The sequence below is a fragment of the Cupriavidus sp. 10L43_2 genome (assembly GCF_056395265.1).
In genome coordinates, this window is record NZ_JBFTJE010000005.1 from 315,131 (window position 1) to 336,258 (window position 21,128).

The following is a 21,128-nucleotide window of genomic DNA, read 5'->3' on the forward strand; positions in this document are numbered from 1 at the left end:
AAACCTGGGGCAGCGATGCGCTGGAGACCTATCTCCCTCCATCAAGCCTACGGCCTGATGCGCGACAGCGTGACCGCGTGGATGGACGACTACGCGCCCAGCATGGGCGCCGCGCTGGCCTACTACACGGTGTTTTCGATCGCGCCGCTGCTGCTGATCGTGATCTCGGTGGCCGGCATGGTCTTCGGGGCCGAGGCGGCGCGCGGGGCGGTGATGAGCGAATTCTCCGGGCTGATCGGCGCGGAGGGCGCGGAAGCCATCGAGAACATGCTCCTCGCGCTGAGCGACCCCGGTCTCAGCACGCTGACCGCGCTGGTCGGCACGGTGACGCTGGCGATTGGCGCCACCACGGTGTTCGCCGAACTCCAGAGCGCGCTGGACCGCATCTGGCAGGTGCCGGAGCGGAGGAAGGCGTCCGGCATTCTCGAACTGCTGCGCTCGCGGCTGCTGTCATTCGGGATGGTGCTTGGCATTGGCTTCCTGCTGATCGTCTCGCTGCTGGCCAGCGCCGGGCTCGCCGCGCTCGGGCGGGTGTGGGGGCCGCTGTTCGAGGGCGAACTGCTCGGCCATGCGCTCGACTTGCTCGTCAGCGTGGTGCTGGTGACCGTCGTCTTCGCCATGATCTACAAGATCATGCCCCACGCCGCCGTGCGCTGGCCGGACGTCTGGCTCGGCGCCACCGTCACCGCCGTGCTGTTCAGCATCGGCAAGTTCCTGATCGGTCTCTACATCGGCAAGAGCGGCGTGGCGTCCGGCTATGGCGCGGCCGGCTCGCTCGTGGTGCTGCTGATGTGGGTCTACTACTCCGCGCAGATCTTCCTGCTGGGGGCGGAATTTACCTGGCTCTACGCCAACCGCTACGGCTCGCTCAAGCACGCCGCGCCGCGCGAGGTGCCGGCGCCATCCGCCACACCGACCCGGGTGCACTGATTCTTCTCCTTGTCAGCCGCTGCGCCGTGCATGACTGCGGCGTGACTGACACCGCAGAGGTCGCGATCATGCAGCCGAAGCGGATCTATACTCGCTGGCCTGAATTGCCAGGGGGCGAAGATGGATGCATCTGCCGAGGTAAGTGGCCTGGACGCATGGTTCCGCCGTCGGGTCAGGCAGCGGCCTGACGCCATCGCGCTGGTCTACGGCGGGCGGCACGTGTCCTATGCCGCGCTCGATGCCCGGGTCGACAGCGTTGCCCGTACGCTCGCCAGCCGGGGCGTGAGGGCGGAGACGCCGGTCGGCATCCTCCTGCCCGCCGGCATCGACCAGACCATCTGCCAGCTTGCCGTGATCCGCGCGGGCGGGAGTTGCCTGCCGCTGGATCCCGATGCGCCCGACGCACGGATTCGGCTGATGCTGGACGACCTCGACGTGCGGATCGCCGTGTCGACGGCCGGCGATCGCGCCCGCCTGGGCGCGGTGGCCGATTGCCTGACCGATTGCCTGACCGATTGCCTGACCGATTGCCTGGCCGATTGCCCGGCCGATTGCCCGGCCGATTACCTGACGCCGGGGGCCGAGGCCGCCGGCAGCATCGCCATGCCGGCAGCGGGTCTCGCGCATCGGACCCATGTCCTCTACACCTCGGGCACCACCGGCCAGCCGAAGGGCGTGGAGATCCTGGCGCGTGGCATTGTGCGGCTGGCCTGGCAACCGCGCTATGTATCGCTGAATGCCGACGACCGGATCGCGGCCATCGCGAATCCCACCTTCGACGCCGCCCTGTTCGAGACCTGGGGGGCGCTGCTGAACGGGGGCACCGTGGTGTTCCTGCCCCGGCAGACCTGTATCGACCCCGCCACTTTCCGGCATAGCCTGCGCGCGCAAGGCGTGACGACGATGTTCATCACCAGCGCGCTGTTCAACCATACCGTGCACGCGTGCCCCGATGCGTTCGCCACGCTGCGTACGCTGCTGGTCGGCGGCGAAGCGCTCAACGCCCAGGCCATTTGCGCGGTATTGCGCAGCGCGCCGCCGGCCCGGCTGCTGAACGCCTACGGCCCGACCGAATGCACGACCTTCGCCACCTGTCACGCCATCACGCTGCATGACGCAGAGACCGGCGCGATCCCGATCGGCCAGGCCATCGACGACACCGTGGTCCATGTGCTCGATGGCGACCGGCAGCCGGTGTCGCCAGGCCAGATCGGCGAGATCCATCTCGGCGGCGCGGGGCTGGCGCGTGGGTACTGGCAGCGTCCTGCGCTGACGCGCGAGCGCTTTGTCGAGGTCGATCACCTGGCCGAAGGCAGGCCGCTGAGGCTGTACCGGACCGGCGATCTCGGCGCGTGGCGGCCGGACGGTACGCTGGCCTTCCATGGCCGGCGCGACAACCAGGTCAAGATTCGCGGCCACCGCATCGAGCTGGAGGAGGTGGAGGCGGTCCTGCGCGAAAGCGGGATGGTGCGCGAGGCTGTGGCCACCGTGCAGCAGACCGCGCTGGGCGACCCGTACCTGCTCGCCTTCATCGTGCCGCAGCTTGGGGAAGCCGGGACGGCGGCGCTGGCTGCGTACGTGTCCCGACGGATGCCGAAGGACATGCGGCCGCGCCTGGTGGGTGTGAACGACCTGCCGATGACGGCCAACGGCAAGGTGGACCGGCGCGCGCTCCGTGACCGGCTCCATGACCCGCTCCATGATTCGCACCCCCAAGCGATGGCGGTGCGGGGAACCACGGAGGCGATGCTGCGCGATGCCTGGCGGTGCGCGCTCGATCTGGACAGCGTGGCCGACGATGACGACTTCTTCGCGCTCGGCGGCGATTCGCTTCAGGCCGCCAGCCTGATCCTGCTGCTCGGCGAGCGGCTGGGCCGCCCGCTGCCGGTGCAGGCCCTCTACGACGCCCCGACGCCGGCGAAGCTGGCCACCTGGCTCCAGCGCCACGGGCAGGGCGGGGGTGACGAGGCCCAGGCGGGCAGCGGCGCAGCCGAGCGTGCGCGCCTGCTGGCCGATGCCCGGCTGCCCGACGATATCGGCCCCGTGTCCGGTCCCGTATCGGGCCCAGTATTCGGCCCGCCGGCGCCGTGGTGCGGCGCGGGCGGGGGCCGGGTCTTCCTCACCGGCGCGACCGGCTTCCTCGGCGCGTTCCTGCTGCGCGACCTGCTGCGCTGGCCCGGGGTCAGCGAGGTGATTTGTCTGGTACGCGCACCGTCCGATGACGAGGCTGGCCGGCGGCTCCGCGCAAACCTCTGCAAGTACGGTCTCTGGCACGAGGGCTTCACCACGCTGCTGCGGCCACTGGCGGGCGATTTCGCTCTGGGCGACTTCGGTCTCGGCGCAGCGCGCTTCGAGGCATGGGCGAATCGCTGCGACGTGGTGTTCCACCTGGGCGCGCACGTCAACTACATCGAGCCCTACAGCCTGCATCGCGCCGCCAACGTCGCGGGTACGTTGCACGTGCTGCGCTTCGTCGCCAGCGGGCGCGCCAAGGCGCTCCACTACGTGTCCAGCATCGCGGCGTTCGGCCCGGCCGGGCTACTGGCCCCCACCAAGACGCTGTACGAGAATGACGATCTCGCCCGACACCTGCCGGGGCTGATGTTCGACATGGGCTATGCCGCCAGCCAATGGGTGGCTGATCAGCTGGTCACCGCCGCGATCCGGCGGGGCGTGCCGGCGGCGGTGTATCGCCCCGGCTTCATTCTGGGCGACAGCGCCAGCGGGGCGGGCAATCGGAATGATTTCGTCGCGCGGCTGGTGCGGGGCTGCATCGCGATCGGGGCGTATCCGCACCTGCCGCACCAGCGCAAGGAAATCGTTCCGGTCGACTATGTCAGCGCCGCGCTGCTGCGTATCGCCGCCGACGGCAGCAACCTTGGCCGTGCCTACCATCTGGTGCCGCCGCGCGAGGCCGACCAGCCCGACCTGCTCGCGTTCTTCGGCATGCTGCGCGCCTGCGGCTATCCGCTGCAGTCACTGCCGTATGCCGACTGGCTGCAACGGCTGGCAGACTCGGCCGATCTGGCAGGCAATCCGCTGCGGCCGCTGCTGCCGCTGCTGACGGAACCGGTCTACGGCCGGCTCACCCGCTGGGAAGTCTACGAGGGCATGCCGCGCTACGACGCCACGCATACGGCTCGCGCCCTGGCGGTGGCCGGCGGGCTGGCCTTTCCCCGGCTCGATCGCGCGCTGATGGCGCGCTATCTCGACGTCTGGATGGGGCAGCGACCGGTTCCTGACACCCGGTAGCCGGGTGCTGTCCGGTCCACATGCACCATCCGCGTGACTTCGTATTTGGGCATTTCGCATCCGCGTCCTATCGTTAAGTGCCGGCCCCGGCGCAGGACCTGTTCGATGCGGCAGCCCAAGGAGTCGTCATGAGCAAGAAGTCCAGTATCACGACCTATATCGTCATTGCGATGATCCTGGGCGGCGTGGTCGGCTACGCGTGCCACACGGCCTTCCCCGACCCCAAGCTGGCCAAGGACGTGGCCGGCTACATCTCCGTCATCACCGATGTCTTCCTGCGGCTGATCAAGATGATCATCGCGCCGCTGGTCTTCTCCACGCTGGTCATGGGCATCGCCCATATGGGGGACGCCAGCACCGTGGGCCGGGTGGGCGTGAAGGCGCTGGCGTGGTTCATCACGGCCTCGCTGGTGTCGCTGACGCTGGGCCTGATCATGGCCACGGTGCTCCAGCCCGGCATCAACATCGGCCTGCCGCTGCCCGACGTGGGCGCCGCCACCAACCTCAAGACCAACGCCTTCACGCTCAAGGATTTCATCGCGCATCTGGTGCCGAAATCCGTCGCCGAGGCGATGGCCAACAACGAGATCCTGCAGATCGTGGTGTTCTCGATCTTCTTCGGCACGGCGCTGGCGGCACTGGGCGAGCGCGGCGCGCGCATGGCCGGGGTGATCGAAGACCTGGCCCAGGTGATGCTGAAGATCACCGGCGCCGTGATGTGGATGGCGCCGCTGGCCGTGTTCGCGGCGATTGCCTCGACGGTGACCACGCAGGGGCTGGGCATCCTGCTGACCTTCGCCAAGTTCATGGGCAGCTTCTACCTGTCGCTGTTCGTGCTGTGGGCGCTGCTGGCGCTGGCCGGCTGGGTGTTCCTGGGCAGGCGCATCGTCACCCTGATCCGGCTGATCCGGGAGCCGTTCCTGATTTCCTTCTCGACGGCGAGTTCGGAGGCGGCGTATCCGAAGATGCTCGACGCGCTGGACCGCTTCGGCGTCAATCGCAAGATTTCCAGCTTCGTGTTGCCGCTGGGGTACTCCTTCAACCTGGACGGGTCGATGATGTACTGCACGTTCGCCGTGCTGTTCATTGCCCAGGCGTACGACATCCACCTGCCGCTGGCCACCCAGATCACGATGCTGCTGTTGCTAATGCTGACCTCGAAGGGCATGGCGGGGGTGCCGCGTGCGTCACTCGTGGTGATTGCCGCCACGCTGAACCAGTTCAACATCCCCGAGGCGGGGTTGTTGCTGATCATGGGCGTGGACCAGTTCCTCGACATGGGCCGCTCGGCTACCAATGCCGTGGGCAACTCGATTGCCTCGGCCGTGGTGGCGAAGTGGGAAGGGCAGTTGTCGAGCGAATCCACGCTCGGGGATCGGGGCGAGGGCAGCGAGGGCGGCGTGGACCCAGGCGGCGGGCCGCCGCTGCACAAGCCGGGGACCGCACAGGCCTGATGCCATGTCCATCCCCCGTCTTCATTTTCGATCCGGTGGTTCGCCCCGATGGCTGGCCGGCGCGGCGGCGGCGGCCGTGTGCTGGCTCGCTTGTCTCGGCGCTGCAGTCGCGCAGGACACCGGCGAGCTGAGCGGCACGCTGCGCAAGGCCAAGGACACCGGCAGCCTGATCATCGGCTACCGGGAATCGTCGTTGCCGTTCTCCTACCTGAACCAGGCGCAGCGCCCGATCGGCTATTCCATCGATGTCTGCACGGCCATCGTCCAGACCGCGGCGGCAGAGGTGGGGCGCGACCTCGCCATCCAGTGGGTGCCGGTGACTTCGGAAAACCGCTTCGACGCGGTCACTTCGGGCAAGGTCGATCTCGAATGCGGCTCCACCACGCGCAACGCCGAGCGGCTGAAGGTGGTGGCGTTCTCGCCGGTGATCTTTATCGCCGGGACCAAGCTGATGGTGCCGCGCGGCTCCCCGATCAAGACCTTCCGCGACCTCAAGGGCAAGACCGTGGTGGCCACGGCGGGCACGACCAATGCCGATGCGCTGGAGAAGCTTTCCACGCGCTTCGCGCTGAACCTCAAGGTGATCCGGGCGCGCGACCATGCCGATGCCTTCGAGGTACTGCGCCACGGCGGCGCCGATGCCTATGCCGGCGACGACGTACTGCTCTACGGCTTCCTGGCCAAGTCCGGCGCGGGCAAGCAGTTCGATGTGACGCGCGATTTCCTGTCCTACGACCCCTACGGGGTCATGCTGCGCAAGGGCGATCCGCAGTTCGCGGCCGTGGTGGACCGGGCCGTGCGCGACCTGATCACCACGGGCGAACTGGAGCGGCTCTACAAGCAGTGGTTCCTGAGCCGGCTGCCCACCGGGGAGCGGCTGAACATCCCGATGAGTGCACAATTGGAAGACATCATCAGCGCCACCCCACAACAGCCGGATTAGGGCGAGGCATGCCAGTCAACACATAGCGGGTTAGCGTCCGCTCACACCTAAGTACAGTTTTCGATTGTTGCACCGCGATGACGCAAACTGTACTCTTCCGCCCGCAGGTGTTCTGTACGTCCCTCCACTCATCAATCGCGCCTAGTCTGCATCAATCGCTGCGGATGCGCCGACATCACGGATAACCGGGCCGCGCTCCGAGCACTTGATTGCGAGTCGCCCCCCGATGAGTACCCCTACCCCAGAGAAGGGGCATGTTGCCCCCTACACGCACCCGGCCGCCGGCTGGGGCGCCCTGAAGCAAGTCGCAGTCAACCTGATCAAGGAGAAGGTTGGCGGCGGCAAGTACAAGACCCTGTTCAAGCAGAACCAGCCGGACGGCTTCGACTGTCCCGGCTGCGCCTGGCCTGACCGCCAGCATGCCTCGACCTTCGAATTCTGCGAAAACGGCGTCAAGGCCGTGGCCGCCGAGGCCACCAGCAAGCGCGTCACGCCCGAGTTCTTTGCCGATCACACCGTGACGGCGCTGATGGCCCAGTCCGACTTCGAACTCGAACAGCACGGCCGCCTGACCCACCCGATGGTCTACGACGCCGCCACCGACAAATACCAGCCGGTGGCCTGGCAGGACGCGTTCGCGCTGGTCGCCCAGCATCTGAACAGGCTGGACAACCCCGACGCCGCCACGTTCTACACCTCGGGCCGCGCCAGCAACGAGGCCGCGTTCCTGTTCCAGTTGTTCGTGCGGATGGTCGGCACCAACAACTTCCCCGATTGCTCGAACATGTGCCACGAGGCCACCAGCCGTGGCCTGCCGGTAACGGTGGGCGTGGGCAAGGCCACGGTGCTGCTCGACGACTTCCAGCTCACCGACGCCGTCCTCGTCTTTGGACAGAATCCGGCGACGAACCACCCGCGCATGCTGAACGAGCTGCGCGACTGCGCCAAGCGGGGCGCGGCCATCGTGTCGATCAACCCGCTCAAGGAGCGCGGACTTCAGCGTTTTACGAGCCCGCAGCACGTCTCCGAGATGGTGACGGGGCAGAGCACCAAGATTGCGTCGATGTTCGTCCGCCCCAAGCTGGCCGGCGACTTCGCGCTGATCAAGGGCCTCGGCAAGCGCGTGATCGAACTCGATGACGAAGCCATCGCCACGGGCAGCAAGCGCGTGGTGGACGTGGACTTCCTGGCCGAGCACACGGCCGGCTTCGAGGCCTTCGCGGCCGACCTGCGCGCCGAATCGTGGGCCGACATCGTGGCCGAATCGGGCGTCACGCGTGAGGACATCGACGCGCTGGCGGACGTCTACGTCAAGAGCGAGCGCACCATCGCTTGCTGGGGCATGGGCATTACGCAGCACAAGAATTCGGTCAGCACGATCCAGTTGCTGTCCAACGTGATGATGCTGCGCGGCAATATCGGCCGCCCCGGCGCCGGGCTGATGCCGGTGCGCGGGCATTCGAACGTGCAGGGCGACCGCACGATGGGTATCGAGGAACAGCCGGACGACGCCTTCCTGGATCGCCTGGGCGCCGCGTTCGACTTCGAGCCGCCGCGCGCGCACGGCCAGGACGTGGTGGCCGCCATCAACGCGATGCTGGCCGGCAAGGTCAAGGTGTTCATCGGCCTGGGCGGCAATTTCTCGATCGCCACGCCAGACACCCCGCGCACCTGGGAAGCGCTGCGCCAGTGCGACCTGACCGTGAACATCGCGACCAAGCTGAACCGCAGCCACCTCGTGATCGGCAAGGACGCGCTGCTGCTGCCGACCATCGGCCGCACCGAGATCGACCTCCAGAACGGCGTGGCGCAGGGCGTGACCGTCGAGGATTCGGTCTGCATGGTCCATATCTCCTACGGCATGAACAAGCCGGCCTCGCCGGAACTGCTGTCCGAGACTGCCATCGTGGCCGGCATGGCCGCCGCCACGCTGGGTTCGGAGAAGGTGGACTGGCACTGGTACGCGCAGGACTACGCGCGCATCCGCGATGCCATCGAAAAGGTCATCCCGGGCTTCGAGCGCTATAACGAACGCGTGGCGCAGCCGGGCGGCTTCCACCTGACGCCGGCCTCGCGCAACCGCGTGTGGCGCACCGCGTCCGGCAAGGCCCAGTTCCTGGTCCATGCGATCGACAAGGACACCCCGATCCAGCGCGCTCGCGCCCGCTACGGCGACGACCTGCTGGTGATGATGACCACCCGCTCGCACGACCAGTACAACACCACGATCTACGGGCTGGATGACCGCTATCGCGGCGTGTTCGGCCTGCGCCGGGTGGTGTTCATCAACGCGGCGGACCGCGCGCGGCTGGGGTTTGCCGAGGGCGAGCGCGTGGATATCACCAGCGTCTGGGAAGACGGCGTGACGCGTCATGCCAAGGACTTCCTGCTGGTGGACTACGACATCCCGACCGGCTGCCTGGGCGCTTACTACCCGGAAACCAATCCGCTGGTGCCGCTGGAAAGTATCGGCGACCGCTCGGGCACGCCGACGTCGAAGTCGATCCCGGTGCTGTTGGCCCGGGCCGCCTCGGTGCAAACGTCGGCGCAAGCGGCGGCATGAGCGAAGGGGAACTGGGCTACGCCCAGCGGCAGGTCGCCCGTCACAAGGGCGACGCCCGCACGGTCGACCTGGACTATGTGGCCGAGGAAGTGCCGGTGGCGCTGGTCTACAACGGCATCTCGCATGCCGTGATGATGGCCACGCCGCTGGACCTGGAAGTGTTCGCGGTCGGCTTCTCGCTGACCGAAGGCATCGTGGACAGCATCAAGGAGATCTACGATGTCGAGGTGCAGCCGGCTTGCGGGACCGATGACCTGGATGGCATAAGCGGCATCGAGGTCCGCATCGAAATCAGCCAGCGCGCGTTCATGGCGCTGAAGGACCGCCGCCGCTCGCTGGCCGGCCGCACTGGCTGTGGCGTGTGTGGCGTGGAAAGCCTGCAACTGCTTGACCTCCAGCCCGTGCCGATGCCGGTACCGCGCCACCGCATCGTGCCGTCGCGCGAGGTGATCCAGCGCGCCGCCGCCGGCCTGCCGGCCCACCAGATGCTGATGCGCACCACCGGCGGCGTGCATGCCGCCGCCTGGTGCGGGCCCGATGGCGAGGTGCTCCACGCCTTCGAGGATGTGGGGCGGCACAACGCCATGGACAAGCTGATCGGCCACCTGGCCCGGCGCCGCGTGGTGATGGACGAGGGCTTCGTGTTCCTGTCCAGCCGCGCCAGCTACGAGCTGGTGCGCAAGGCCGCGCGCATGCATATCCAGATGCTGGCGACGATCTCGGCGCCCACCTCGCTCGCCATCCGCATCGCCGAGCAGGCCGGGCTGCGGCTGCTGAGCTTTTGCCGGCAGGACGGCTTCGTCGAGTACACGTCGCCGCCCGGACAATCCCAATCCGTATTACGATCTGAGCCGCTGGCAGCGGCGGCCCAGGTGACCGAATAGGGCAGCCCCCACCCCGCCAGCGTTCCGATGAACCCTGACGTGGCGAAAGGTTGGCGGTGTGACCCTGTATGAAAAGCTCGCGGCCGAGATCGAGGCGCTGGTGCAGCAAGGCGTGCTGCTGCCCGGCGAGAAGATTCCGTCGGTCCGGCAGGCCGCCCAGCATCATCGCCTGAGCATTACCACGGTCATCCGGGCCTATCTGCTGCTGGAGTCGCGCGGCATGCTGGAGAGCCGGCCGCAGTCCGGCTACTTCGTGCGCGCCCGGCCCGGCGAGCCGGCCATCGACCTCCAGCCGACCCGCCCGGCGGCCCGCCCGTCGCCGGTGGACGTGAGCGCGCTGGTGCTGTCCACGCTGCGCTCGATCCGCGCCGATGACGCCATCCCGCTCGGCTCCCCCTATCCCGACGCCAAGCTGTTCCCGTGGCAGCGGATCATCCAGTACGCCAACGCCATCGGCAAGCGCTACGAGTCGTGGAGCCTGCTGGACGACCTGCCGCCCGGCTCGCCCCAGTTGATCCGCCAGATCACGCGGCGCTACCTGGAAAACGGCCAGGCGGTGGACCCGAACGAGGTGATCGTGACGATTGGCGCCACCGAGGCCATCAACCTGTGCCTGCAGGCGGTGGCCAAGCCGGGCGACACCATCGCCGTGGAATCGCCGACTTACTATGCGATGCTGCACGCCATCGAACGGCTGGGCATGCGCGCCGTGGAGGTCGCGACGGACCCCGTGGAAGGCATCGACGTGCAGGCGCTGGCCCGCCTGTTCGACGAGCGGCCCGTGGCTGCCTGCATGGTCATGCCGAATTTCCAGAATCCGCTCGGCTTCCAGATGTCGGACGAACGCAAGCAGGCACTCGTCAAATTGCTAACCGAGCGCGACATTCCGGTCATCGAGAACGATGTCTATGGCGAGCTGTATTACGGCGATGCGCATCCCACCTCGCTGAAGACCTACGACAAGGCCGGCATCGTGCTGCACTGCTCGTCGTTCTCCAAGACGCTGACCAACGCCTACCGCATCGGCTGGGCGCTGCCGGGGCGCTACCGGGATCAGGTGGAGCGGCTCAAGTTCCTGAACACGCTGACCACGCCGGCGATTCCCCAGCTAGCCATCGCCGAATTCCTGAAGAACGACGGCTACGACTACCACCTGCGGCGCGTGCGCAAGACCTATGCGCAGCAGGCCAATATCATGGCGGCGGCGGTGCGGCGCTTCTTCCCGGCCGGCACGCGGGTGTCGCGGCCGGCCGGCGGCTATGTGCTCTGGGTGGAGTTGCCCGAGGGCGTGGACGCCATGGCGCTGTACCACGCGGCACTGGAGCGGCGGATTACCGTGGCGCCGGGGCACATCTTCTCGCCCGTGCCCACGTACACGCATTACATCCGCCTAAACTACAGCAGCGCATGGTCGGCCGAGGTGGAAGCGGCCGTGGTGACGCTGGGCAAACTGGTGACGTCGCTCGCAGAAGCGGCGCCAGACAAGGAGACAAGCGCATGAACCAAGAAGAAGATACCGGGAACGACGGCGCCGATGCCGATGAGGACACGCTCGATCCGGTACTGGCCGGCATCCTGGCTGCCCTGTGGCAGGCGGCCCGGGAGCCCGGTGGCGGGCCGCTCTCGCTGGCCCGCCTCAGCAAGCGCGCATCAGTGCAGATGAGCGTGCTGCGGCGCGTGCTGACGCAACTGGCCGAGGCGGACCTGGCTGAAGCCGAGATCGACGAGTCAGGCCGGGGCACCGCCCAGCTGACCGCCGAGGGTCGCGCGCTGTGCGACGAGCTGTTCGAGACCCCCGGCGCGCTGCCCGATCTGGATTCGTTAGAGGATCCAGAGGATTCCGATGACGATGAAGACCCGGGCCGGTCAGAGCACCTTCCCCGGATTCATTAGCCCCTGCGGGTCCAGCGCCTGCTTGATGGCGCGCATCATCCCCAGTTCCACCTCGCTCTTGTAGCGCCGGTTCTCCTCGCGCTTGAGCTGGCCCAGGCCATGCTCGGCCGAGATCGACCCATTGTGCGACTGCACGCTGTTGTGGACGATCAGGTTGATGGCGTCCTGATGGATCAGGAACTGCTCGTGATCCACCCCCACCGGCGGCGACACGTTGTAGTGCAGGTTGCCGTCGCCCAGATGCCCGAAGGTGACCATGCGGGCGCCCGGGAAGGCGTCCTGCACCAGCGCGTCCGTGGTCTCGATGAAGTCCGCCACGCGCGAGACCGGCACGGCAATGTCGTGCTTGATGTTCTTGCCTTCCTCGACCTGCGCCATCGGGATGTGCTCGCGCAGGTTCCAGAAATCGCGCGACTGCTGCACGGACTCGGCCACCACGGCGTCCGTGACCACGCCGGCCTCGAAGGCCGCTTCCATCATCGTCTCGAAGATCGCCCGGGCGTGTTCCTCGCCCTCGCTGTCGGACAGCTCCAGCAGCACCAGTTGCGGATGGGCCTCTGTGAAGGGGTAGCGCAGTTGCGGGTAGTGCTTGCGCACGAGGTCCATGCACATCGCGGACATCAGCTCGAAGCCGGTGAGCATGGCGCTGGCGTGGGACTGGGCGATGGCCAGCAGCGCCAGCGCGGCGCGCGGGCTCTGCACAGCCGCCAGCGCCGTCACGCGCGCGCGGGGCAGCGGGTACAGCTTCATGACCGCCGCCGTGATGATGCCGAGCGTGCCTTCAGCGCCGATAAACAGGTCGCGCAGGTCGTAGCCGGTGTTGTCCTTGCGCAGGCCGCGCAGGCCCTCCCAGACTTCGCCCTTGGCCGTTACCACCTCCAGCCCCAGGCACAGTTCGCGCGTGTTGCCGTAGCGCAGCACCGCCGTGCCGCCCGCGTTGGTAGACAGGTTGCCCCCAATCGTGCAGCTGCCCTCGGCCGCCAGGCTCAGCGGGAACAGGCGGCCATGCTCGCGCGCCACGTCCTGCAACTGCTGGAGGATCACGCCGGCTTCGACGGTAATCGTGTTGTTGAGCGGGTCCACATGGCGCACCCGGTTCATCCGTTGCAGCGACAGCACCACCACGCCAGCGGCTGCCGCCGGGCCAGCCTCGGGCGTGGCGCCGCCGCACAGGCCGGTGTTGCCGCCCTGCGGCACCACGGCCAGCTTGTGGGCGTGGCAGGCGTGGACCAGCGCGGCCACTTCCTCGGTGCTGCCGGGGCGCAGCACGGCCACGGCGTCGCCGGTGTAGCGCTGGCGCCAGTCGGTCAGATAAGGGGCCTTGTCGGCGGCCTCGGTCAGCACGTGTTGCGGGCCGACTGCGGCGCGGCAGAGGTCGAGGAACGAATCCAGGTGCGGAGCGGTCATGGTCGGGTGTCGGGGGAGGGGGAGGGGGGCTGGATGGCTTGCTGCCGTGCCCGCGCGCGACGCTTGTACGGGCGCAGATAGAGGATGGTGCTGAAGAAGAACACCAGCGTCAGGGCGACTTCGGCCCAGGCCAGCAGCGACGACGGCGCGCGGTCGCTGGTGGCGCGCACGATGCCTTCGGTGAAATAGAGCAGGATCAGCATCGACGACCACTGCATCGTGTACCGGTTGCGCGCCAGCACGCCGCGCAGCACCGGGAGCAGGAAGACGAACTTGAGGATCAGCCACGAGCCGCCGGGGCGCAGCGGGGCGAGGAACCACTCCCAGGCGATGCACAGCGCCACCAGCGCCAGCAGGCTGGCTACGCTGACGCGCCAGAGCGCCGGGCTGTGGAGGTCGCCGTCACCCTGGCTGCCGTTGCGCGGCGCGGTCATCGTGACCCTCCGGCCAGCTTCAGCGCCGTCTCGGCCAGCCGCCGGCCCATGGCCGTGGCCAGCGCGGCTTCCTGGTCGGTGACCGGGCCGTGGTTGTCCACAAAAGCATGGTGGCTCGGGCCGTAGGGGGTGCCGCCGGCCGTGGTGGTCATCAGGCCGGGCTCCGAATAGGGCAGGCCCATGACCAGCATGCCATGGTGGAACAGCGGCAGCATCATCGACAACAACGTGGTTTCCTGGCCGCCGTGCAAGCTGCCGGTGGCGGTGAATACACAGGCGGGCTTGCCGGACAGTGCGCCGGACAGCCACTGGGCCACGGTGCCATCGAGGAAATATTTCATCGGCGCGGCCATATTGCCGAACCGCGTGGGGCTGCCCAGTGCCAGCCCGGCGCATTCCTCGAGGTCGCGCAGCTCGGCGTACGGGGCGCCTTCGGGCGGGATGTCGGGCGCGGTGGCCTCGCAGACGGTGGACACCGGCGGCACGGTGCGCAGCCGGGCATGAGCGCCGGGCACGCTGTCGATGCCGGTGGCGATCAGGTCGGCGAGTTTGCGGGTGCTGCCGTGACGGCTGTAGTACAGGACCAGGATGGGGAGGGCGGCCAAGGTATCGCGGAGTCGGTGCTCAGTCGTGGATCGGGAGGGGGCGGCCCGGACCGGCACCGCGAAACAATGCGCGTATTATAGTTGTGCCCCGCTATAAGACTCAGGAGCTAGCCCCCGCATGACCGCCGCACGTATCGCCCGCCTGCGCAGGGAGTGGAATTTGCAGAAGGTGCGCGCGCTCGCGCGCTACGCCTTGCGCCGCGCCGGCGAGGACCGCCTGCCCCAGGTGTCCGCCAGCCTGACCTTCACCACCGTGCTGGCCGTGGTGCCGGTGCTGACCGTGGCGTTCGCGCTGCTGGCCGCGTTTCCGGTGTTCCGGGACTTCCGGGGCCAGATCGAGACCTTCCTGTTCCAGAACCTGATTCCGGGCGGCAATGTCAGCGATTCGGTCTCGCGCTACCTCGGCCAGTTCTCCAAGAGCGCGCGCGGGCTGACCGCGCTGGGCCTGGCTGGCCTGATGGTGACGTCGGTGCTGACGATGCTGACCGTGGAGGATGCGCTGAACGCCATCTGGCGCGTCAAGCGGCGCCGGCCGCTGGCGCAACGGGTGCTGGTGTTCTGGGCCGTGCTGACGCTGGGCCCGGTGCTGATCGGCGCCAGCCTCTCGGTCAGCTCCTACCTGATTTCCGTGTCGATGGGCTACGTCGGCTCCATGCCGATGGGCATGGGGCTGATGGTCAGCACCGTGCCGGTGATGCTCTCGGCGCTGGCCTTCGCCTTCCTCTATATGGCCGTGCCGTACGCCTATGTGGACTGGCGCGATGCCATCGTGGCCGGTGTGGTGGCCGCCGTGGCCTTCGAGGTGGCCAAGCGCGTGTTCGGCTACTTCATCACCCATATTCCGACCTACACGGCGGTCTACGGCACCTTCGCGGTCCTGCCGCTGTTCCTGCTGTGGATGTACGTGAGCTGGCTGGTCACGCTGCTCGGGGCGACCATCGCCGCCAACCTGCCCGTGATCCGGGAAGGCCACTGGCGCCGCCGCACCTTCGCCGGCAGCGAGTTCTTCGACGCGCTGGGCATCCTGCTGCTGCTCTACCGCGCCCGCGACGAAGTGCCGCGCAGCGTGGGCGAACTCGACATGGGGCGCAAGCTGCGGATGGAGGCCGACTACCTGGCCAGCCTGCTCGGCAAGCTCAAGACCCTGCACCTCGTGGGCAAGCTCCAGCAAGACCGCGGGCAGGCGCACTGGGCGATGCTTTGCGACCCATCCCAGGTGACGCTGCGCACGCTGTACGACCGCCTTGTGCTGAACCTCGCGCGCCTGCCGCGCACGGCGCTGGCGCACCAGTTGCAAGGCGTGGACCTGCTCCGTTCGATGCTCGACAACCCCCAACTGGACCAACCGCTCGAAGCCGTGTTCCGCCAGCAGTTGCTGACGCCAGCCGCCAACGAGGCGGCGGAGGCCAGTGGCGGCACTGGCGATACCGGAGAGGAGGGGGGCGGCCCGCAGCGCCGCACGCTCGAGGTGGTGCCGCCCGGCTGGCACGGGCAGGTCTGAGCCAGCGGCTAGGTCGGATTCCAGCTAGAACGGAATCCGACCGCGCAGGATGTCCGCGTACATGACCCAGTCGCCCATCAGGCTGTAGAGCGGGTGCCGGAACGTGGCGGGCCGGTTCTTCTCGAACCCGAAGTGGCCCACCCAGGCAAACGCATAGCCGGACACCACGGCACCCAGCAGCCACCACGCGTTGCCGGTGACCACCAGCGCCACCAGACAGGCCAGCGCCACCGTCGACCCCACGAAATGGAGGCGGCGGCAGGTACGGTCCCGGTGCTCGTTCAGGTAATACGGATAGAACGCGGCAAAGCTCTCGAATTCGCGGCTGTGGGTTTGCGCCATGGTCGTCTCCGGCATCGGTGTTGTTATGGTTCCAGTCTAGGTGCTCGCCACAACCTTGCGCGCGAAGGCGGCCAGCGTATCGAGCACCTCGTCCGGCTTCTCGCCCATCATCGCGTGGCCGCTTGGCACCGTGACCACAGTGGCGCTGGGCATCCGGCCGGCCAGCGCCTGGGCAGCCTTCGGCGACGTCATCATGTCCTTCGACCCCATCACGAATACCGCCGGGCAGGTCACGGCGGCAGCCGCTTCCTCGCCATGCGCGTAGCCGTTGCAGGCCGAAAAATCGGTGTGGAACACGTGCGCGCCCGGGTTGCGCGCCGCCACGCGCTCCATCAGCCGCTGGCTGCCGCCATGCATCCAGGCGCCGGGCCCGGGCGACGACGGCTTGCTGGCGAGGCTCGAGATCGACCACTGGTTGACCATGGCGATGGCCTCGTCCTCGCGGTGGAGCGCGGCGTCGAGCAGGGCATCGGACACCTTCATCGGATAGGCCGTGGCCAGCAGCCCGATGGCGCGGACGGCTTCCGGGTGACGTGCGGCGCACTCCAGGGCGATCAGTGATCCCATGCTGTGGCCGAAGACCAGGGCCGGCGCCTTGACGCCGGCTGCCGCCACCAGCGCCATGACCCAGTCGGCCATGTCTTCCACGCGGGTCAGCGGGGCGCCCTGACTGCGGTTGTGGCCGGGCAGGTCCACCGCCAGCACGCCAAAGCCATGGCTGGCGAACCAGCGCGTCTGGAGCCCCCAGACGCTGTGGTCGTTCTGCGCGCCGTGCACGAACACGGCGCAGGGCAGGGCGGGATCGAACGGCTTGCCGCCGGTGTAGGCATAGGCCGGATGGCCCGAGACGGTCAGTTCCATCAGGCTTTTCCTCCCATGGCTTTCTCGGCGGCCTTCAGGCCGCGCTTCAGGTCGTCGATCAGGTCATCCGGGTCCTCGAGTCCGATCGACAGCCGGATCGTGCCCTCGCCGATGCCGGCCGCGCGCAGGGCGTCGGCATCCATGCGGAAGTGGGTCGTGGAGGCGGGATGGATTACCAGCGAGCGCGCATCCCCGACGTTGGCAAGGTGCGAGAACAGCGACAGGCTCTCGATAGAGCGCTGCCCGGCCGCGCGGTTCGCCTTGAGGTTGAAGCTGAACACCGCCCCGCAACCGCGCGGCAGCAGCCGCTTGGCCAGTGCGTGGTCGGGGTGGGATTCCAGTTCCGGGTAGGCCACCGACTCGACCATCGCGTGCCCGGCCAGGAACTGCACCACGCGGCGGGTGTTGTCCACGTGCCGGCTCATGCGCAGCGGCAGCGTCTCGATGCCCTGGAGCAGCTGCCACGCCGCCATCGGGTTCATGCAGGCACCGAAGTCGCGCAGGCCCTCGCGCCGGGCGCGCAGCAGGAACGGCGCCACGGTGCTTTCCTCGGTAAACACCATGTTGTGGAAGCCCGGATAGGGCTCCGACAGCTCGGGAAAACGCCCCGAAGCCTCGAAATCGAACGTGCCGCCCTCGGACAGCACGCCGCCGATCGTCGTGCCATGCCCGCCCAGGAACTTGGTGGCCGAGTGGTACAGCAAGCCGGCGCCATGGTCGAACGGGCGCAGCAGGTAGGGCGTGGTGAACGTGGAGTCGACCAGCAGCGGGATCTTGTGGTCCTGGCCGATCTGCGCCACGGTTTCGATGTCGAGCACGTCGAGGCCCGGATTGCCTAGCGTCTCGCCGAACAGCAGCCGCGTCTCGGGGCGGATGGCGGCGCGCCAGGCGTCCATGTCGCGCGGATTGACGAAGGTGGTCTCGATGCCGAAGCGGCGCAGCGTGTAGTGCAACAGATTGTGCGAGCCGCCATAGAGCGCCGTGGATGCCACGATATGGGAGCCGGCCCCCATCAGCGTGGCCACGGCCAGGTGCAGCGCGGCCTGGCCGGATGCCGTGGCGATGGCCCCGGCGCCGTTCTCCAGGGCCGCCACGCGCTCCTCGAACACCGCCACCGTGGGGTTGCTGATGCGGGAATACACGTGCCCGGCGCGTTCCATATTGAACAGCGACGCGGCATGCTCGCTGTCCCGGAACACGAAGGAGGTGGTCAGGTGGATCGGTGTGGCGCGGGCCCCGGTGGTGGGGTCCGGGGCGGCGCCGGCGTGCAGGGCCAGCGTGTCGAATCGGGTACCGGACATGGTGAGTTCGCTTGTAGTGGCTGTTGTAGGCGGCAGGTTGTCTCCGTCCGGCATCGTAGCACCGTGCGCCGCCCTGGCAATGGGGAGGATTCTGAAAACGCATTGAGACTGGCTGAGACTTGCCGCCTTTACGAGAGACGGCGGTTTGGGTAGGATCGCCGCATCGGCCAACTCTGGCCACAGACCAGAACCAGCCTCGACACCGGGCAGCGGAGACACCACCATGAAAGTCAGCGACATCCTGCAGATCAAGGGCAATACGCTCTACACCGTCACGCCGGATGCGTCCCTGCTGGTGGCCATCAACACCATGGCCGAGCACGACATTGGCTCGCTGGTGGTCATGGAATATGGCGATCTGGTCGGCATGCTGACGTTCCGGGAGCTGATCGAGACGCTGGCGGCCAACCACGGCACGCTCGGCACGCACAGCATCCGCAAGGTCATGGACGACGCGCCGCTGACCTGCACGCCGGAAACGGACGTCAACGAGGTGCGCCGCATGATGCTGGAGCGCCACACCCGCTACCTGCCGGTGCTCGACAACCGCACGCTGATGGGCGTGATCTCGTTCTACGACGTGGCCAAGGCGGTGGTGGAGGAGCAGGGCTTCGAGAACCGCATGCTCAAGGCCTATATCCGCGACTGGCCCGAGGAAAAGACCGACTGAACGCGGTCTGGCCCGGGCTGGCGGGCCCGGCGGCGATTTAACAGAAGTTTTATTGCCTGCACTCCAGACTGTTGGCATGATGGCGGCGAACTGATGCCCCGGCGGGTCCGGGGTCCATGAAGTCCGCCGAGCGGCCTCCGCCCGCTTCCGTCTGCATGAGCCAACACAGCCAGCCCAGTCAGTTTCGCCTGTTGCGCGAACGCCGTTTCGCGCCGTTCTTCTGGACCCAGTTTCTCGGGGCCATGAACGACAATGTCTTCAAGGTCGCCTTCACCTCGCTGGTGACCTATCACACGGCCCTGTTCGACGGCGTCGATGCGCGCAGCGCGGCGTTCCTGATCTCGGCCATCTTTATCGCACCCTTCGTCCTGTTTTCCGCCACCAGCGGCCAGATTGCCGACAAGATCGAGAAATCGCGGCTGATCCGGCTCGTGAAGTCGCTCGAGATCGCCATCATGGTGCTGGGGCTGGCCGGCTTTGCCTGGCACAGCGCGCCGCTGTTGTACTTCGGTACATTCCTGATGGGCCTGCATTCCACGCTGTTCGGCCCGGTGAAGTTCGCGTACCTGCCGCAGCACCTGGACCAGCAGGAACTGGTGGGCGGCAACGGACTGGTGGAGATGGGTACCTTCGTTGCCATCCTGATCGGCACGCTGATCGGCGGGGAGTTGGCCGGCGTGATGCGCGGCGGCGCCGTGGTGGGGCCGCTCTACGTGGGCATCGCCTGCGTGGTGATCGCCGTAGCAGGGCGGGTGGTGTCGCAGGGCGTGCCGGTTTCGCCGCCGCCCCAGCCGGACCTGCGCATCAACTGGAACCCGCTGACCGAGACGTGGCGCAACCTGATGCTCGCGCGCGAGCGGCGCACGGTATTCCTGAGCCTGCTCGGCATTTCCTGGCTCTGGTTCCTCGGCGCCACCTTCCTGACCGCCTTTTTCAGCTTCGCCCGGGACGTGCTCGGCGGAGACCAGAACGTGGTTACGCTGCTGCTGGCGATGTTCTCGATCGGCATCGGCATCGGCTCCCTGCTGTGCGAGCGGCTGTCCGGCCGCACCGTGGAGATCGGCCTCGTGCCGTTCGGCTCCATCGGCATGACCGTGTTCGCCGTGGACCTGTACCTGGCCAGTAACGGCCAGTCGGCCGGCGCCACGCTGAGCGGCATCGGCGGTTTCCTGGACGATACGCGCCATTGGCGCGTGCTGGTGGACCTGTTCCTGCTGGCCATGTTCGGCGGCTTCTATAGCGTGCCCCTGTATGCGCTGATCCAGAGCCGCTGCTTGCCTACGCACCGGGCGCGGATCATCGCGGCGAACAACATCCTGAACAGCTTCTTCATGATCGCCGCGTCGCTGCTCGGCGTGGGCATGGCGCTGGCCGGCTACAGCATCCCGCAGCTGTTCCTGGTGGTGGGGCTGCTCAATGCCGTGGTGGCCATCTATATCTATACGCTGGTGCCCGAGTTCCTGCTGCGCTTCATCGCCTGGATTCTGGTCCACACCATCTACCGGCTGCGCCGGATCAACGCCGACCGGATTCCCGAGCACGGCCCCGCCGTGCTGGTCTGCAACCACGTGAGCTTTGCCGACGCCGTGGTGCTGATGGCGGCCAGCCCGCGCCCGGTGCGCTTTGTGATGGATCACCGGATCTTCAAGGTGCCGCTGCTGTCGTGGTTCTTCCGGCAGGCCAAGGCGATTCCCATCGCACCGGCGCACGAGGACCCCAGGATGCTCGAGCGCGCCTACGACGCCGTGGCCGCCGCACTTGAGGACGGCGACCTCGTCTGCATCTTCCCCGAAGGCAAGATCACGGCTACCGGCGACATCAACCCGTTCAAGGGCGGTGTGCAGCAGATCATCCGCCGCACGCCGGTGCCCGTGGTGCCGATGGCGCTGCGCGGGCTGTGGGGCAGCTTTTTCTCTCGCAAGGGCGGAATGGCCATGTCGCGCCCGTTCCGGCGCGGCATCCTGAGCCGGCTCGAACTCGTGGTGGGGGAACCCGTGGCGCCCGAGGCCGCATCGGCGGAAGGGCTCCAGCAGATGGTGCTGGCCTTGCGGGGCGACTGGAAATAGGCGCAATACGACGACACGACGA

The 21,128-nt window shown here is 67.7% G+C and carries 17 protein-coding genes; 11 read left to right on the forward strand and 6 right to left on the reverse strand.

The annotated features are described in order from the left end of the window. The first annotated feature begins 15 nt into the window (after positions 1 to 15). The 8 genes from AC1DEL_RS10165 to AC1DEL_RS10200 all read left to right on the forward strand — a co-directional run bounded on the left by AC1DEL_RS10165 (position 16) and on the right by AC1DEL_RS10200 (position 11,919). Positions 16 to 930 carry a YihY/virulence factor BrkB family protein gene (locus AC1DEL_RS10165; RefSeq protein WP_092292730.1) on the forward strand — a complete coding sequence of 305 codons (915 nt, stop codon included), beginning with the start codon at positions 16 to 18 and terminating at the stop codon, positions 928 to 930. Between the two features lie 120 nt (positions 931 to 1,050). After that, positions 1,051 to 4,182, forward strand: coding sequence for an amino acid adenylation domain-containing protein (locus AC1DEL_RS10170; RefSeq protein ID WP_477125554.1), 3,132 nt, complete (start codon positions 1,051 to 1,053; stop codon positions 4,180 to 4,182). Positions 4,183 to 4,310: 128 nt separating this feature from the next. Next, entirely contained in the window at positions 4,311 to 5,636 is a 1,326-nt protein-coding gene (locus AC1DEL_RS10175; RefSeq protein WP_092292734.1) for a dicarboxylate/amino acid:cation symporter, read from the forward strand. A 4-nt stretch (positions 5,637 to 5,640) separates the two neighbouring features. Next, positions 5,641 to 6,579 carry an amino acid ABC transporter substrate-binding protein gene (locus AC1DEL_RS10180; RefSeq protein WP_477106771.1) on the forward strand — a complete coding sequence of 313 codons (939 nt, stop codon included), beginning with the start codon at positions 5,641 to 5,643 and terminating at the stop codon, positions 6,577 to 6,579. 226 nt (positions 6,580 to 6,805) lie between these two features. After that, positions 6,806 to 9,142 (forward strand): FdhF/YdeP family oxidoreductase, encoded by a 2,337-nt coding sequence (locus AC1DEL_RS10185; protein ID WP_441592127.1) that lies wholly within the window; start codon positions 6,806 to 6,808, stop codon positions 9,140 to 9,142. Next, entirely contained in the window at positions 9,139 to 10,026 is an 888-nt protein-coding gene (fdhD, locus tag AC1DEL_RS10190) for a formate dehydrogenase accessory sulfurtransferase FdhD (protein WP_092292740.1), read from the forward strand. Before AC1DEL_RS10185 ends, fdhD begins: the two co-directional genes overlap by 4 nt. A 58-nt stretch (positions 10,027 to 10,084) precedes the next feature. Continuing rightward, positions 10,085 to 11,527, forward strand: a complete 1,443-nt coding sequence (locus AC1DEL_RS10195; RefSeq protein WP_092292742.1) for an aminotransferase-like domain-containing protein — start codon at positions 10,085 to 10,087, stop codon at positions 11,525 to 11,527. After that, the gene (locus tag AC1DEL_RS10200; protein WP_441592131.1) at positions 11,524 to 11,919 is read left to right on the forward strand and encodes an ArsR family transcriptional regulator; all 396 of its coding nucleotides are present in this window, start codon (positions 11,524 to 11,526) and stop codon (positions 11,917 to 11,919) included. The genes AC1DEL_RS10195 and AC1DEL_RS10200 overlap by 4 nt, the downstream gene beginning before the upstream one ends. On the opposite strand, the gene AC1DEL_RS10205 is transcribed toward AC1DEL_RS10200, so the two are convergent. From AC1DEL_RS10205 to wrbA, 3 genes are read right to left on the reverse strand one after another with little or no spacing between them, the layout of a single operon-like run. Next, positions 11,893 to 13,326, reverse strand: a complete 1,434-nt coding sequence (locus tag AC1DEL_RS10205; RefSeq protein WP_477104997.1) for an FAD-binding oxidoreductase — start codon at positions 13,324 to 13,326, stop codon at positions 11,893 to 11,895. The two genes, AC1DEL_RS10200 and AC1DEL_RS10205, sit on opposite strands and share 27 nt — an antisense overlap. Then, positions 13,323 to 13,760 (reverse strand): DUF2069 domain-containing protein, encoded by a 438-nt coding sequence (locus AC1DEL_RS10210; RefSeq protein WP_441592133.1) that lies wholly within the window; start codon positions 13,758 to 13,760, stop codon positions 13,323 to 13,325. Before AC1DEL_RS10210 ends, AC1DEL_RS10205 begins: the two co-directional genes overlap by 4 nt. Further along, positions 13,757 to 14,365 carry an NAD(P)H:quinone oxidoreductase gene (gene wrbA, locus AC1DEL_RS10215; protein ID WP_255370744.1) on the reverse strand — a complete coding sequence of 203 codons (609 nt, stop codon included), beginning with the start codon at positions 14,363 to 14,365 and terminating at the stop codon, positions 13,757 to 13,759. Before wrbA ends, AC1DEL_RS10210 begins: the two co-directional genes overlap by 4 nt. A gap of 118 nt (positions 14,366 to 14,483) precedes the next feature. Here wrbA and AC1DEL_RS10220 point away from each other — a divergent pair, with 118 nt between their 5' ends. Then, positions 14,484 to 15,866, forward strand: coding sequence for a YihY family inner membrane protein (locus tag AC1DEL_RS10220; RefSeq protein WP_092292750.1), 1,383 nt, complete (start codon positions 14,484 to 14,486; stop codon positions 15,864 to 15,866). 24 nt (positions 15,867 to 15,890) lie between these two features. Here AC1DEL_RS10220 and AC1DEL_RS10225 read toward each other — a convergent pair whose 3' ends face one another. The 3 genes from AC1DEL_RS10225 to AC1DEL_RS10235 are packed head-to-tail and all read right to left on the reverse strand — an operon-like array spanning position 15,891 to position 18,370. Further along, a complete protein-coding gene (locus tag AC1DEL_RS10225; protein WP_477125553.1) occupies positions 15,891 to 16,208 on the reverse strand; it encodes an Mpo1-like protein in 318 nt (105 codons plus the stop codon). Positions 16,209 to 16,244: 36 nt separating this feature from the next. Continuing rightward, on the reverse strand, positions 16,245 to 17,069 hold the full coding sequence (locus AC1DEL_RS10230; RefSeq protein ID WP_441592136.1) for an alpha/beta fold hydrolase: 825 nt from the start codon (positions 17,067 to 17,069) through the stop codon (positions 16,245 to 16,247). Then, positions 17,069 to 18,370, reverse strand: coding sequence for an O-acetylhomoserine aminocarboxypropyltransferase (locus tag AC1DEL_RS10235; RefSeq protein WP_477125552.1), 1,302 nt, complete (start codon positions 18,368 to 18,370; stop codon positions 17,069 to 17,071). Before AC1DEL_RS10235 ends, AC1DEL_RS10230 begins: the two co-directional genes overlap by 1 nt. 223 nt (positions 18,371 to 18,593) lie before the next feature. Between AC1DEL_RS10235 and AC1DEL_RS10240 the strand changes: the two genes are divergently transcribed. Both AC1DEL_RS10240 and AC1DEL_RS10245 read left to right on the forward strand, forming a co-directional pair. Next, on the forward strand, positions 18,594 to 19,040 hold the full coding sequence (locus AC1DEL_RS10240; RefSeq protein WP_092292758.1) for a CBS domain-containing protein: 447 nt from the start codon (positions 18,594 to 18,596) through the stop codon (positions 19,038 to 19,040). Positions 19,041 to 19,195: 155 nt separating this feature from the next. Continuing rightward, entirely contained in the window at positions 19,196 to 21,106 is a 1,911-nt protein-coding gene (locus tag AC1DEL_RS10245) for an MFS transporter (protein ID WP_477125551.1), read from the forward strand. Positions 21,107 to 21,128: the final 22 nt, after the last annotated feature.